Source organism: Pseudomonas sp. Arb-4-2C (assembly GCF_055755015.1).
The window spans coordinates 5,015,233-5,028,795 of record NZ_CM146899.1; the positions used below are offsets into that span (position 1 = coordinate 5,015,233).

The 13,563-nt window shown below is 61.0% G+C and carries 13 protein-coding genes; 10 read left to right on the forward strand and 3 right to left on the reverse strand.

Features of this window, described 5'->3' with window-relative positions:
* The first annotated feature begins 7 nt into the window (after positions 1–7).
* The 3 genes from thiE to AC0J41_RS22745 all read left to right on the forward strand — a co-directional run bounded on the left by thiE (position 8) and on the right by AC0J41_RS22745 (position 2,727).
* Positions 8–631, forward strand: coding sequence for a thiamine phosphate synthase (gene thiE, locus AC0J41_RS22735; RefSeq protein ID WP_025108711.1), 624 nt, complete (start codon positions 8–10; stop codon positions 629–631).
* 32 nt (positions 632–663) lie between these two features.
* On the forward strand, positions 664–1,947 hold the full coding sequence (gene hemL, locus AC0J41_RS22740) for a glutamate-1-semialdehyde 2,1-aminomutase (RefSeq protein WP_473013670.1): 1,284 nt from the start codon (positions 664–666) through the stop codon (positions 1,945–1,947).
* 225 nt (positions 1,948–2,172) lie between these two features.
* On the forward strand, positions 2,173–2,727 hold the full coding sequence (locus tag AC0J41_RS22745; RefSeq protein ID WP_003228518.1) for a tetratricopeptide repeat protein: 555 nt from the start codon (positions 2,173–2,175) through the stop codon (positions 2,725–2,727).
* 108 nt (positions 2,728–2,835) lie between these two features.
* Here the strand turns inward: AC0J41_RS22745 and AC0J41_RS22750 are convergent, their stop codons facing one another.
* On the reverse strand, positions 2,836–3,165 hold the full coding sequence (locus AC0J41_RS22750; protein ID WP_003185742.1) for a DUF1820 family protein: 330 nt from the start codon (positions 3,163–3,165) through the stop codon (positions 2,836–2,838).
* Positions 3,166–3,298: 133 nt separating this feature from the next.
* Here AC0J41_RS22750 and miaB point away from each other — a divergent pair, with 133 nt between their 5' ends.
* From miaB to lnt, 5 genes are all read left to right on the forward strand, one after another.
* Positions 3,299–4,627, forward strand: coding sequence for a tRNA (N6-isopentenyl adenosine(37)-C2)-methylthiotransferase MiaB (gene miaB, locus AC0J41_RS22755; RefSeq protein WP_166216722.1), 1,329 nt, complete (start codon positions 3,299–3,301; stop codon positions 4,625–4,627).
* A 193-nt stretch (positions 4,628–4,820) separates the two neighbouring features.
* Positions 4,821–5,819 (forward strand): PhoH family protein, encoded by a 999-nt coding sequence (locus AC0J41_RS22760; protein ID WP_025108708.1) that lies wholly within the window; start codon positions 4,821–4,823, stop codon positions 5,817–5,819.
* Positions 5,812–6,306 carry an rRNA maturation RNase YbeY gene (gene ybeY, locus AC0J41_RS22765; protein WP_215502209.1) on the forward strand — a complete coding sequence of 165 codons (495 nt, stop codon included), beginning with the start codon at positions 5,812–5,814 and terminating at the stop codon, positions 6,304–6,306. Before AC0J41_RS22760 ends, ybeY begins: the two co-directional genes overlap by 8 nt.
* Before the next feature lie 5 nt (positions 6,307–6,311).
* Positions 6,312–7,151 carry an HlyC/CorC family transporter gene (locus AC0J41_RS22770; RefSeq protein ID WP_025108706.1) on the forward strand — a complete coding sequence of 280 codons (840 nt, stop codon included), beginning with the start codon at positions 6,312–6,314 and terminating at the stop codon, positions 7,149–7,151.
* Positions 7,152–7,166: 15 nt separating this feature from the next.
* Positions 7,167–8,690: an apolipoprotein N-acyltransferase gene (gene lnt / locus AC0J41_RS22775; RefSeq protein WP_025108705.1), complete on the forward strand. Its 1,524-nt coding sequence runs from the start codon at positions 7,167–7,169 to the stop codon at positions 8,688–8,690.
* A gap of 75 nt (positions 8,691–8,765) precedes the next feature.
* Here lnt and AC0J41_RS22780 read toward each other — a convergent pair whose 3' ends face one another.
* Both AC0J41_RS22780 and AC0J41_RS22785 read right to left on the reverse strand, forming a co-directional pair.
* The gene (locus tag AC0J41_RS22780) at positions 8,766–9,545 is read right to left on the reverse strand and encodes a YdcF family protein (protein WP_473013671.1); all 780 of its coding nucleotides are present in this window, start codon (positions 9,543–9,545) and stop codon (positions 8,766–8,768) included.
* 104 nt (positions 9,546–9,649) lie between these two features.
* Positions 9,650–9,973, reverse strand: coding sequence for a hypothetical protein (locus tag AC0J41_RS22785; RefSeq protein WP_025108703.1), 324 nt, complete (start codon positions 9,971–9,973; stop codon positions 9,650–9,652).
* 255 nt (positions 9,974–10,228) lie between these two features.
* On the opposite strand from AC0J41_RS22785, the gene leuS reads away from it, so the two are divergent.
* Together leuS and AC0J41_RS22795 are read left to right on the forward strand one after the other, a co-directional pair.
* The gene (gene leuS, locus AC0J41_RS22790; RefSeq protein WP_025108702.1) at positions 10,229–12,835 is read left to right on the forward strand and encodes a leucine--tRNA ligase; all 2,607 of its coding nucleotides are present in this window, start codon (positions 10,229–10,231) and stop codon (positions 12,833–12,835) included.
* An 88-nt stretch (positions 12,836–12,923) separates the two neighbouring features.
* A complete protein-coding gene (locus tag AC0J41_RS22795) occupies positions 12,924–13,529 on the forward strand; it encodes an LPS-assembly lipoprotein LptE (protein ID WP_025108701.1) in 606 nt (201 codons plus the stop codon).
* Positions 13,530–13,563: the final 34 nt, after the last annotated feature.

Below are 13,563 nucleotides of genomic sequence, written 5' to 3' on the forward strand. Positions count from 1 at the left end.
CTGCCTGATGAAACTACGTGGCCTGTATGCCATCACCGACAGCACACTGCTGGCGGGCAAGTTTCTGTCGTACGTGGAGGCAGCGCTGGAAGGCGGTGTCACCCTGCTGCAATACCGCGACAAAAGCAGCGACGAAGCCCGCCGTCTGCGCGAGGCCGAAGCGCTGCGCGACCTGTGCGAGCGCTACAAGACGCAGTTGATCATCAACGATGACGCCGAACTGGCCGCGCGCCTGAACGTCGGCGTGCACCTGGGCCAGACCGACGGCCCGCTGTCACCGACCCGCGCCCTGCTCGGCTCCAAAGCCATCATCGGTTCGACCTGCCACGCGCAACTCGAACTGGCCGAGCAAGCCGCCAAGGAAGGCGCGAGCTATGTCGCCTTCGGCCGCTTCTTCAACTCCAGCACCAAGCCCGGCGCGCCAAGTTGCGGCCTCGATCTGCTCGACGAAGCCAAACGCACACTGCATCTGCCGATCTGCGCGATTGGCGGCATCACCCTCGACAACGCCGCACCGCTGGTGGCCCACGGGGTCGACCTGCTCGCCGTGGTGCATGGCCTGTTCGGTGCCGACAGCACCGCCGAAGTGACCCGCCGCGCTCGCGCGTTCAACCAACTGCTTTCTATTTAAGTCGCTTAGAAATCTGATTTGAGAGCCCGATCATGTCTCGTTCCGAAACCCTGTTTGCCAATGCCCAGAAACACATTCCCGGTGGCGTGAATTCGCCGGTTCGCGCGTTCAAGAGCGTGGGCGGCACGCCGCTGTTCTTCAAGCACGCCGAAGGCGCCTACGTCACTGACGAAGATGACAAGCGCTATGTGGACTACGTAGGTTCGTGGGGTCCGATGATCCTCGGCCACAGCCATCCGGACGTGCTCGACGCGGTACGCAATCAATTGCAACACGGCTTGTCGTACGGCGCGCCGACCGCGATGGAAACCGAGATGGCCGATCTGGTCTGCTCGCTGGTGCCATCGATGGACATGGTGCGCATGGTCAGCTCCGGTACCGAAGCGACCATGAGCGCGATCCGTCTGGCCCGTGGTTACACCGGTCGTGACAGCATCATCAAGTTCGAAGGCTGCTACCACGGTCACTCCGACAGCCTGCTGGTCAAGGCCGGCTCCGGCGCACTGACTCAGGGCGTGCCAAGCTCCGCCGGTGTGCCGGCTGCATTCGCCAAACACACCCTGACTCTGCCGTTCAATGACATCGACGCGGTTGAAAAGATGCTCGCTGAAGTCGGCCAGGACGTGGCGTGCATCATCGTCGAGCCAGTGGCAGGCAACATGAACTGCGTACCGCCGGCACCGGGCTTCCTCGAAGGCCTGCGCGCGCTGTGCGACAAGCATGGCGTGGTGCTGATTTTCGACGAAGTGATGACCGGTTTCCGCGTCGCCCTCGGCGGTGCCCAGGCCTACTACGGCGTCAACCCTGACCTGACCACTTTCGGCAAGATCATCGGCGGCGGCATGCCGGTCGGCTGCTTCGGCGGCAAGCGTGAAATCATGGAGCGCATCGCGCCGCTGGGTCCGGTGTATCAGGCCGGCACCTTGTCGGGTAACCCGCTGGCGATGGCCGCTGGTTTGACCACGTTGCGTTTGATCAGTCGTCCAGGCTTCCACGCCGAGTTGACCGACTACACCACGCGCCTGCTCGACGGCCTGCAACAGCGCGCCGATGCCGCGGGCATCCCGTTCGTGACCACGCAGGCTGGTGGCATGTTCGGCCTGTACTTCAGCGGCGCCGACGATATCGTCACCTTTGAAGACGTGATGGCCAGCGACGCAGCACTGTTCGGTCGCTTCTTCCACCTGATGCTGGAAGGCGGGGTGTACCTGGCACCAAGCGCATTCGAAGCTGGTTTCACTTCGATCGCCCACGGCGAAGCCGAGCTGAAAATCACTCTGGACGCTGCCGAACGCGCCTTCGCTGCACTGAAGTAATCGCCGCACCGCTGACGTTGGCCATTGCCAGCGTCAGCTTTCACCTACACCTGCGGCGTTTTTCCCACGCCTCTGCTAAAAATCCGCCAGAAAGTGGCCGATATATTCCCCGCGCAGCAGAAAAACGAGTAAAGACTTTGTAAGGTTGGCCCTGCTTATTTCATAATGCGCGCTTATTGGATCCCTCGATGGGTCCGCGTGCCCTTCAGAGGTAAGTCGATTCCCATGAACCGCACCGGCCGCACCCTTGCCTTGGGCTGCCTGTTGCTCCTTCAGCCCCTGCTCGCGCATGCACAAGCAGGCGGCAACTCGTTGTTGATCCCGGCGATGGGTCGTTGCACCCTCAACACTCAGCCGCAAGACGTCACGCAGGCACTGGCCGCCTGCCAGAAAGCGGCGGACGAAGGGGATGCGCAAGCGCAATACGAGTTGGGTGAGTTCTACTACGACGGAAAGAATGCGCCGCGCGACCTCAATCAAGCCCTGAGCTACTTCGAAAAAGCCTCGTTGCAAGGCCACGCTCAGGCGCAGTTCAAGCTCGGCACCATGTTCTTCCACGGTGAAGGCGTGCAGGCCAACAACATTCAGGCTTACATCGTGCTGAAGATGGCCGCGGTCAACGGCGCTGAAGATGCACTGGACACCGCCGACGAAGTCTCCGAAAAAATGTCCCGCGAAGACCTCGAAACCGCGACTCAGGTGCTCGGGCAAATTTTCCGTAAATACCTGATGGAACTGCAGAGCGCCGATGGGCGTACGCCGTTTTCGCCACTGCCTTAATTTCTGCGCCGACCTTTCTGGCCCCTCGCAAGCAGGGGATCTCCTGCACACTGAAGATCACCTGCAGGAGTGAGCCTGCTCGCGATGGCAGCGACCCGGGTTGGCGACTTACTTCTCAGGCATCGGCATCGGAAACGGCATCACATTGCCGACTGCGCCACGGGCTTCGCTGATTTTCGGGGTGCCCAGACGCTCCACCTCGTCGATGCGCACAATCGAATGCATCGGCACAAAACTGCGCACCACGCCTTCAAACTGCGCCTTGAGCTTCTCTTCGCTCGGATCGACCACCACTTGCGTGCGCTCGCCAAAGACGAACTCTTCCACTTCCAGGAAACCCCACAGATCACTTTGATAGATCTGCTTGGCGTACATTTCGAACACCTGGCCCTGGTTGAGGAAAATCACCTTATAGATTGGAGCTTCGCGTTTGGTCATGGCGGGGGGATAACATCGGGGATAAAAATGAGGGCGCAAACTATAGCATAGCCACTGGACGCACAGCGGTAGGAACCTGAGGGCTTGTTCCCTATAATGCGCGGTTCTTTGAATCACGTGACGACCCTACTCCATGGCCAAGAAGCTTTACATCGAAACCCACGGTTGCCAGATGAACGAGTACGACAGCTCGCGCATGGTCGATCTGCTGGGCGAACATCAGGCCCTGGAAGTCACCGCCCGCGCCGAAGACGCCGACGTGATTCTGCTCAACACCTGTTCGATCCGCGAACGCGCCCAGGATCGGGTGTACTCGCAGCTCGGCCGCTGGCGCGAACTGAAACTGGCCAACCCGGACATGGTGATCGCCGTCGGCGGTTGCGTGGCCAGCCAGGAAGGCGCGGCGATCCGTGATCGCGCACCGTACGTCGACGTGGTCTTCGGCCCGCAGACCCTGCACCGCCTGCCGGAAATGATCGACGCCGCGCGCAGCAGCAAGCTGCCGCAAGTCGACGTCTCGTTCCCGGAAATCGAAAAATTCGACCACCTGCCCGAGCCGCGCATCGATGGCCCGAGCGCGTACGTGTCGGTGATGGAAGGCTGCAGCAAGTACTGCACGTTCTGCGTGGTGCCCTACACCCGTGGCGAAGAGGTCAGTCGGCCGTTCGACGACGTGATCGCCGAAATCATCCACCTCGCCGAAAACGGCGTGCGTGAAGTGACTTTGCTGGGGCAGAACGTCAACGGTTATCGCGGCACCACCCATGACGGTCGCCTGGCCGATCTGGCGGAGTTGATCCGCGTAGTGGCCGCCGTTGATGGCATCGACCGCATCCGCTACACCACCTCGCACCCGCTGGAGTTCTCCGACAGCCTGATTCAGGCCCATGCCGACGTGCCGGAGCTGGTGAAACACCTGCACTTGCCGGTGCAGTCGGGTTCAGACCGGATTCTGGCGGCAATGAAGCGCAACCACACGGCGCTGGAATACAAGTCCAAGCTGCGCAAACTGCGCGCCGCCGTGCCGGGCATCTGCATCAGCTCGGACTTCATCGTCGGCTTCCCCGGCGAAACCGAGAAAGACTTCGAACAGACGATGAAGCTGATTGCCGATGTCGGCTTCGACTTCTCCTACTCGTTCGTCTATAGCCAGCGCCCGGGCACCCCGGCGGCCGATCTGGCCGATGACACCCCGGAAGAACTGAAGAAGGAACGCCTGAACGCCTTGCAGCACCGCCTGAACCAGCAAGGGTTCGAGATCAGCCGACAAATGGTCGGTTCGATCCAGCGCATTCTGGTCACCGACTACTCGAAAAAAGACCCGGGCGAGCTGCAAGGGCGTACCGAGAATAATCGTATCGTCAACTTCCGCTGCGATAATCCGACCCTGATCGGCCAGTTCGCCGACGTGCACATCGACGCGGCACAACCGCACTCGTTGCGCGGCTCGCTGATCCAGTAACACTAATGTTCAACTGTGGGAGCGAGCCTGCTCGCGATGCACGATGACGTGGTTTGTCAGATGAACCGCATCACGCCCATCGCGAGCTGGCTCGCTCCCATAGGAACTGCATTTATTTAAGAGCTTTCGCACCCACGCCACTGGCGTTATCCTTGATTTCATCTTAATTGCCCCAGGGCGGCTAAATACGACCTTGAACGCACCCATAGAACCTCATCGTTTTATCCTCGAGCCTTTTGAAGCTCGCCGCTTCGCCAATCTGTGCGGGCAATTCGACGAGCACCTGCGCTTGATCGAACAACGCCTGGCCATCGAGATCCGCAACCGCGGAAACCAGTTCGAACTGATCGGCGAACCCAAGCACACCACGTCTGCGGAAAACCTGCTGCGCCGCCTGTACCGGGAAACCAAGGGTACCGAGCTGTCGCCGGACCTGGTGCACCTGTTCCTCCAGGAATCGGCCGTCGTCGAGCTGGACAATCACGCCCCCGCCGAAGCGTCCGTCGCCCTGCGCACCAAGAAAGGCATGATTCGCCCACGCGGCTTGAATCAACTGCGCTACGTGAAGGAAATCCTCGGCAACGACATCAACTTCGGCATCGGTCCGGCCGGTACCGGCAAGACTTATCTGGCCGTAGCGTGTGCCGTCGATGCACTGGAGCGCGAGCAGATCCGCCGCATCCTGCTGGTGCGCCCAGCGGTCGAAGCCGGGGAGAAACTCGGCTTCCTGCCCGGTGACCTGAGCCAGAAAATCGACCCGTACCTGCGACCGCTCTACGACGCACTCTACGAGATGCTCGGCTTCGAATACGTGGCCAAGCTGATCGAGCGTCAAGTGATCGAAGTCGCGCCGCTGGCCTACATGCGTGGTCGGACGCTGAACAACAGCTTCATCATTCTCGACGAAAGCCAGAACACCACCGTCGAGCAAATGAAGATGTTCCTGACCCGGATCGGCTTCGGCTCCACCGCGGTCATCACCGGCGACATCACCCAGGTCGACCTGCCGCGCGGCACCAAGTCCGGCCTGCATCATGTGATCGAAGTGCTCAAGGACGTTCCGGGCATCAGCTTCACGCACTTCCAGCCCAAAGACGTCGTGCGCCACCCATTGGTGCAGCGGATCGTCGAAGCCTACGAGCGCTTCGAAAACCGCGCCGATGCCCCCAAGGACACCTCGCGCGATGCTTGAGCTGGACCTGCAAATCGCTACCGAAGCGAACGCCCCGAGCGAAGCCGAGTTCCGCCAATGGTGCGAACTGGCCCTGCGCCAGCGCACCGCCGACTCGGAAATGACCATTCGCCTGGTTGACGAGGAAGAAGGTCGTGAGCTCAATCACACCTGGCGCCACAAGGATTACGCGACCAACGTCCTGTCGTTTCCTGCCGAAGTACCCGACGAGTTTCTCGACATCCCGCTGCTAGGCGATCTGGTGATCTGCGTGGCCGTGGTCGAGCGTGAAGCCGCCGAACAGGGCAAGGAACTTAAAGCGCACTGGGCACATCTGGTCATTCACGGCTGCTTGCATCTGCTCGGTTACGACCATATAGATGACGACGAAGCCGAAGAAATGGAAGCACTGGAACGCGAGTTGCTTGCCGAATTGGGTTATCCCGATCCGTACGCGGACGACGAAACCGAAACATCCCCTATCGTTACAACAAAGGATTCAGAGTAATCGCTATGAGCGAAGATCGATCGAGCAACGGGCAGAAGTCATGGCTGGGTAAACTGACCCAGGCTTTTGCCCACGAGCCGAAGAACCGTCAGGAGCTGCTTGAGCTGCTGCGTGATGCACATCAGAACAAACTGCTGGACAGCGAAGCGCTGGCCATCGTCGAAGGCGCCATCCAGGTGGCTGACCTGCAAGTGCGTGACATCATGGTCCCGCGCTCGCAGATGATCAGCATCAAGGCGACCCAGACCCCTCGTGAATTCCTGCCCGCCGTGCTCGACTCGGCCCACTCGCGCTACCCGGTCATTGGTGAAAGCCACGACGACGTGATGGGCGTGCTGCTGGCCAAGGATCTGCTGCCGCTGATCCTCAAGGAGAACGGTGACACCTTCAACATCAAGGACCTGCTGCGCCCGGCCACGTTTGTACCGGAGTCCAAGCGTCTGAACGTGTTGCTGCGTGAGTTTCGCGCCAACCACAACCACATGGCCATCGTCATCGACGAGTACGGCGGCGTGGCCGGCCTGGTGACGATCGAAGACGTGCTGGAACAGATCGTCGGCGACATCGAAGACGAGCACGACGTCGAAGAAGACAGCTACATCAAACCGCTGCCCAGCGGTGACTTCCTGATCAAGGCGCTGACGCCGATCGAGAACTTCAACGAGTTCTTCGACAGCGAATTCTCCGACGACGAATTCGACACCGTCGGTGGCCTGGTGATGAGCGCGTTCGGGCACTTGCCAAAACGCAACGAAATCACTGAAATCGGCGCCTATCGTTTCCGCATCCTGAACGCCGACAGCCGTCGGATTCATTTGCTGCGACTGACGCCAATCGCTCGGTAATCATTAAGGATAGAAATGCGCTGGACAACCCGCCCCGGCTGGCCCGGTAACCTGCTGGCCGTGGCGGCCGGTGCAATCACCACCTTCGCGCTGGCTCCGTTCAACATCTGGCCGCTGGCCCTGCTGGCGGTCGGCCTGTTCTACGCCGGCCTGCGCGAGCTGAAACCGCGCCAGGCGCTGGGCCGTGGCTGGTGCTTCGGTTTCGGCCTGTTCGGCGCCGGGACCAGCTGGATCTACTACAGCATCCACCACTTCGGCGGCGCATCCGTGCTGCTGGCCGGGTTCCTGATGCTGCTGTTCACCGCAGCGATCGCGTTTTTCTTCGCCCTGCCCGCGTGGGTCTGGGCGCGCTGGTTGCGCCGCAACGAAGCACCGCTGGCCGACGCGCTGGCGTTTGCTGCGCTGTGGGTCGGCCAGGAAGCCTTTCGCGGCTGGTTCCTCACTGGCTTCCCGTGGCTCTATTCCGGCTACAGCCAGCTCGACGGCCCGCTGTCCGGGCTCGCCCCGGTCGGCGGCATGTGGCTGGTATCGTTCGTGCTGGCGCTGACCGCTGCGCTGATCTACAACGCACCACGCCTGTTGAGCGGCGGACGCAAAGGCTTTATCGCCGCCGGTCTGCTGTTGCTGGTCGGGCCGTGGGTCGCTGGCATTGCCCTCAAGGGCCATGCCTGGACCAGCCCGTCCGGCGCGCCGCTGACGGTTGCCGCGATTCAGGGCAACGTCGCGCAGAGCATGAAATGGGACCCGGCCGAGCTCAACGCACAACTGGCGCTGTACCGCGACCTGAGTTTTCGCTCGAAGCGTGTGGACCTGCTCATCTGGCCGGAAACCGCTGTGCCGGTACTCAAAGAGTCTGCCGAAGGCTACCTGAGCATGATGGGCACCTTCGCCGCCGAGCGTAAATCGGCGCTGATCACCGGCGTGCCGATCCGCGAGATGGTCCGTCACGAAAAACGCTTCTTCAATGGCATCACCGTGGTCGGCGAAGGCGATGGCACCTACCTCAAGCAGAAACTGGTGCCTTTCGGTGAATACGTGCCTTTGCAGGAACTGCTGCGCGGCTTGATCGCGTTCTTTGACTTGCCGATGTCCGACTTCGCTCGCGGCCCGGCGGACCAGCCGTTGCTGCAAGCCAAGGGTTATCAGATTGCGCCGTTCATCTGCTACGAAGTGGTGTACCCGGAATTCGCCGCGGGCCTGTCGGCACGCAGTGATCTGCTGCTGACGATCAGCAACGACACCTGGTTCGGCACCTCGATCGGCCCGCTGCAACACCTGCAGATGGCGCAAATGCGCGCACTTGAAGCGGGCCGCTGGATGATCCGCGCCACCAACAACGGCGTAACCGGGCTGATCAACCCTTTCGGGCAGATCACCGAGCAGATTCCGCAGTTCGAGCAGGGCATCCTGTACGGCGAAGTGGTGCCGATGCACAACCTGACGCCGTACCTGCAATGGCGTTCGTGGCCACTGATCATCGTGTGTGTGCTGCTGTTTGGCTGGGCGCTGATGGCGAGCCGGATGTCAAAAACCCTTTAAAAACTTCGCGAGCAAGCCCTGCAGATCTACTGTGGGAGCGGGCTTGCTCGCGAAGGGGGCATGAGCAGCAGCCAATCAATCAGGGATCGCATCACCTCGGTAAAACAGCGAATATCCCACCTGCCCCACCGCCTCATTCAGCAATTGCCCGCTCTGCCAGATCGACTTGAACTCCGGCAGCCAGCCACCAAATGGCCGGGCGTTATCGGTGCCTAGAAAGCCGACAGGCGCTGGTACCACTTCAAATCCAGCCTGCTCGAAACACCAGACTGCGCGCGGCATGTGCCAGGCCTGCGTTACCACGACGACGCGTCTGATGCCCTGGGGCAGCAGGATATCGGCGCTGAGTCTGGCGTTCTCCCAGGTGGTGCGGCTTTCACCTTCCTGCCAGCGTGTTGTCACGCCGAAATCGTCGAGCAGCGAATCAGCCATCAGCTTGGCTTCGGTCGGCGGCGTGCCGTAATGCAGGCCGCCGCTGGTCAGGATCGGCAAACCGGACGCCTTGGCCAGCCGCGCGGCATAGCGCTGACGCTCCAGCCCCACTCCGGTCGGCTGATCCTCGCCCCAGGCCAGGTCCCCGCGCTCACGCCCTGAACCCAGCACCACGATGGCATCAGCCCGTTGCGCCAGCGCCGTCCATGCGTCACGGGGCAACGGCGGTTCACGCTCAAGTGCTTTGGCGCCCCACTGCACGACCACCGGCAGGCTCATCAGCCAGAAACCGCCCAGGCCAATGGCAAAACACACACCGGCCAGTCGCGGTCGGGAGCGGCGCAGCCACCAGGCGACCAGCAACAGCAGTAAAAGAATGCCGGGCGGCAACAGAAGTTGTTTGATGAAATAACGAAATGGCATCGGGGCATCTCCAGAGATGCCCGAAGCCTAAGAGTGTTAATAAAGCGTTACAACCGATAGGGTGGGATCCCGTTGAAAAAGATCCGTTTTTTGCCGTCTTGCGCTTACTTGGCCTGCAAAGAGCGAACCTTGACGGTGTCTTTGCCGGGCGCCTTGTCCTTGAGCCAGATGACCTTGGCCGAATGTGCTGCATCGAGCTGCTTCACTGCCTGCGACAGGTATCCATGCGTTTCACGTTCACTGCGATCCAGATAGGCCTTGACCAGTTTGAACTCGGCGGGGCTCAAGCCACGCAATTCCAGTTCCAGGGGGCGCTCATCGCGCAGCCGGCCAGCGGTTTTTGCCGCGTCGAGCGCCATGCCCAGACGATCCATCAACCGCTCGTACAACTCGGGTTTCGTCACGTTTTTTTGCCGTTGCTCCACCATCCCTCACCTCATTGAAGATAAGACTCACTCCCCAATTAGAGCTTAGCTTCGCTGCACAAACCGGCTGCACGCCGCGACCAACGGCCCTGGCCAGGTTTTTTGCCGGCCAAACAGCTGTAATCAGGGTTTCCCTACGCCAAGCGCGGTCATGTATGCTACGGCGCTTCCTGTAATTCCACTTCCAGCTCATCCGGACCATCTCCGGATCGCTCGTTGAAGAGGATTAGGCCACCCCTATCCAGTACAAAAGTAGCCATGCACGAACAATATCAGCCCCGTGAAATCGAAGCCGCCGCCCAATCGTTCTGGGACGAGCAAAAGTCCTTTGAAGTCAGTGAACAGCCAGGCAAGGAGACCTACTACTGCCTGTCGATGTTCCCTTACCCCAGCGGCAAGCTACACATGGGGCACGTGCGCAACTACACCATCGGCGACGTGATCTCCCGCTACCAGCGCATGCAAGGCAAGAACGTCCTGCAACCCATGGGTTGGGACGCTTTCGGCATGCCGGCGGAAAACGCCGCGATGAAGAACAACGTGGCGCCTGCCAAGTGGACCTACGAAAACATCGCCTACATGAAGTCCCAGCTGCGCAGCCTGGGTCTGGCGGTGGACTGGTCCCGTGAAGTGACCACCTGCAAGCCCGATTACTATCGCTGGGAACAATGGCTGTTCACTCGCCTGTTCGAAAAAGGCGTGATCTACCGTAAAAACGGCACCGTGAACTGGGACCCTATCGACCAGACTGTTCTGGCCAACGAACAGGTGATCGACGGTCGCGGCTGGCGTTCCGGCGCGCTGATCGAAAAGCGCGAAATCCCGATGTACTACTTCAAGATCACCGCTTACGCGGATGAGCTGCTCGAGAGCCTCGACGAACTCACTGGCTGGCCTGAACAGGTCAAGACCATGCAGCGCAACTGGATCGGCAAATCCCGCGGCATGGAAGTGCAGTTCCCGTACAACGTCGAATCGATCGGCGAAGAAGGCACACTCAAGGTCTTCACCACCCGTCCGGACACCCTGATGGGCGCTACCTACGTCGCCGTGGCCGCCGAGCACCACCTGGCCGCTCTGGCCGCAAAGAACAACCCTGAGCTGCAAGCGTTCATCGCTGAATGCAAGGGCGGCAGCGTTGCCGAAGCCGACGTCGCCACGCAAGAGAAAAAAGGCCTGCCGACCGGCCTGTTCGTCGAGCACCCGCTGACCGGTGAGAAACTGCCGGTGTGGGTCGCCAACTACGTGCTGATGCATTACGGCGACGGCGCCGTGATGGCAGTTCCGGCGCACGACGAGCGCGATTTCGAATTCGCCCACAAGTACAACCTGCCGGTCAAATCAGTGGTGCGCACCAGCTCCGGTGACAGCAACCCGGCCCCGTGGCAAGACGCCTACGGCGAGCACGGCACGCTGATCAACTCCGGCGAGTTCGACGGCCTGGACTTCACCGGTGCGTTCGACGCCATGGAAGTCGCCCTGATCAAGAAAAACCTCGGTGCCTCGCGCACCCAGTTCCGCCTGCGCGACTGGGGCATCAGCCGTCAGCGCTACTGGGGCTGCCCGATCCCGATCATCCACTGCAACACTTGCGGTGACGTGCCGGTGCCGGAAGACCAGTTGCCGGTGGTGCTGCCGGAAGACGTGGTGCCGGACGGCGCCGGTTCGCCGCTGGCGCGCATGCCGGAATTCTACGAGTGCAGCTGCCCGAAATGCGGTCAGCCTGCCAAGCGTGAAACCGACACCATGGACACCTTCGTCGAGTCCTCGTGGTACTACGCCCGTTACGCCTCGCCGCACTTCGAAGGTGGCCTGGTGGAAAAATCCGCGGCTGACCACTGGCTGCCGGTGGATCAGTACATCGGTGGTATCGAACACGCCATTCTCCACCTGCTGTACGCGCGCTTCTTCCACAAGCTGATGCGCGACGAAGGCCTGGTGAGCTCCAACGAGCCGTTCAAGAACCTGCTGACCCAGGGCATGGTGATCGCCGAGACCTACTATCGTCGCGAGGCCAATGGTGCCTACACCTGGTTCAACCCGGCGGACGTGGAACTTGAGCGTGACAGCAAAGCCAAGGTCATCAGCGCCAAACTGAAATCCGACGGTTTGCCGGTGGAAATCGGTGGCACCGAGAAAATGGCCAAGTCGAAGAACAACGGCGTCGACCCACAGTCGATGATCGATCAGTTCGGCGCCGACACCTGCCGCCTGTTCATGATGTTCGCTTCGCCGCCTGACATGAGCGCCGAATGGTCTGACTCCGGCGTCGAAGGCTCGCACCGCTTCCTCAAGCGCGTCTGGCGTCTGGCTCAGGCCCACGTCACCCAGGGCCTGCCGGGCAAACTGGACATCGCCAGCCTCAACGACGAGCAGAAAGCCGTTCGCCGCGCGATCCACCTGGCCATCAAGCAGGCCAGCCACGACGTCGGCCAGAACCACAAATTCAATACCGCCATCGCTCAAGTGATGACGCTGATGAACGTGCTGGAGAAAGCCGCACAAGGCACCGAACAGGATCGTGCCCTGATTCACGAAGGCCTCGAAGCCGTGACCTTGCTACTGGCGCCAATCACGCCGCACATCAGCCACGAGCTGTGGAACCAGTTGGGCCACGCTGACGCGGTCATCGACGCCGGGTGGCCGGCAGTCGACGAAAGTGCCTTGGTGCAGGACAGCCTGACACTGGTTATCCAGGTCAACGGCAAGCTGCGTGGCCAGATCGAAATGCCGGCCAGCGCGACCCGCGAAGAAGTCGAAGCGGCGGCCCGCATCAACGAAAACGTGCTGCGTTTCGTCGACGGTCTGACCATTCGCAAAGTGATCGTCGTGCCGGGCAAACTGGTCAATATCGTCGCCAGCTAAATTGGATTGGGTGCCGGGTCTGCCCGGCGCTCTGTAAAACCTTTCGGGCCGCAGGGTCGGCCCACATGGTTTCAAGGGGAGCAACACAATGATCAAACGCAATCTGCTGGTGATGGGCCTCGCCGTTCTGCTGAGCGCCTGCGGTTTCCAGCTGCGTGGCACTGGCACCACCGAACTGGCGATCAAGGAACTCGACCTGAGCGCCCGCAACACCTATGGTCCGACTGTCACTCAACTGCGTCAGGTACTGGAGTCCAGCGGCGTCAAGGTCTACAACGGTGCGCCGTACAAGCTGTATCTGTCTGACGAGCAGGAAAACCAGCGCATTCTCAGCTACGCCGGCGCCGGTCGTACGGGTGAGTACCAAGTGACCACCGTGCTGAATTACGACATCGTTGGTGAACACAATCTGAACCTGCTGAGCGACAAGCTTGAAGTGCAGAAGGTGTTCATCCACGACGGCAACAACCTTGTCGGCTCCGACCAGGAAGCCAACGACGCCCGCAACGAAACCCGTCGCGAGCTGGTTCAGCGCATGATTCTGCGCCTGCAACAGCTGACTCCGGGCCAACTGCAGCAATTGCAGCAAGCGGCCAACGACCGTGCCCGGGCTGAAGCCGACGCGCTGAAGGCGGCACAGAAGGCTGAAGCGGAAACCCCGCGTCAGTCGCCGCTCGAACTGCCGCAGCAGTAAGACGCACGGGGCGCTCAGGCGCCCCGTTCGCCCT

Bases quoted from the DNA above. Each gene is read 5' to 3' on its own strand.
- AC0J41_RS22770 (WP_025108706.1), top strand. From the start codon at position 6,312: ATGAGCGAAGATCGATCGAGCAACGGGCAGAAGTCATGGCTGGGTAAA.
- AC0J41_RS22745 (WP_003228518.1), top strand. From the start codon at position 2,173: ATGAACCGCACCGGCCGCACCCTTGCCTTGGGCTGCCTGTTGCTCCTT.
- miaB (WP_166216722.1), top strand. From the start codon at position 3,299: ATGGCCAAGAAGCTTTACATCGAAACCCACGGTTGCCAGATGAACGAG.
- leuS (WP_025108702.1), top strand. From the start codon at position 10,229: ATGCACGAACAATATCAGCCCCGTGAAATCGAAGCCGCCGCCCAATCG.
- AC0J41_RS22780 (WP_473013671.1), bottom strand. From the start codon at position 9,545: ATGCCATTTCGTTATTTCATCAAACAACTTCTGTTGCCGCCCGGCATT.
- hemL (WP_473013670.1), top strand. From the start codon at position 664: ATGTCTCGTTCCGAAACCCTGTTTGCCAATGCCCAGAAACACATTCCC.
- lnt (WP_025108705.1), top strand. From the start codon at position 7,167: ATGCGCTGGACAACCCGCCCCGGCTGGCCCGGTAACCTGCTGGCCGTG.
- AC0J41_RS22785 (WP_025108703.1), bottom strand. From the start codon at position 9,973: ATGGTGGAGCAACGGCAAAAAAACGTGACGAAACCCGAGTTGTACGAG.
- AC0J41_RS22750 (WP_003185742.1), bottom strand. From the start codon at position 3,165: ATGACCAAACGCGAAGCTCCAATCTATAAGGTGATTTTCCTCAACCAG.
- ybeY (WP_215502209.1), top strand. From the start codon at position 5,812: ATGCTTGAGCTGGACCTGCAAATCGCTACCGAAGCGAACGCCCCGAGC.
- AC0J41_RS22795 (WP_025108701.1), top strand. From the start codon at position 12,924: ATGATCAAACGCAATCTGCTGGTGATGGGCCTCGCCGTTCTGCTGAGC.
- thiE (WP_025108711.1), top strand. From the start codon at position 8: ATGAAACTACGTGGCCTGTATGCCATCACCGACAGCACACTGCTGGCG.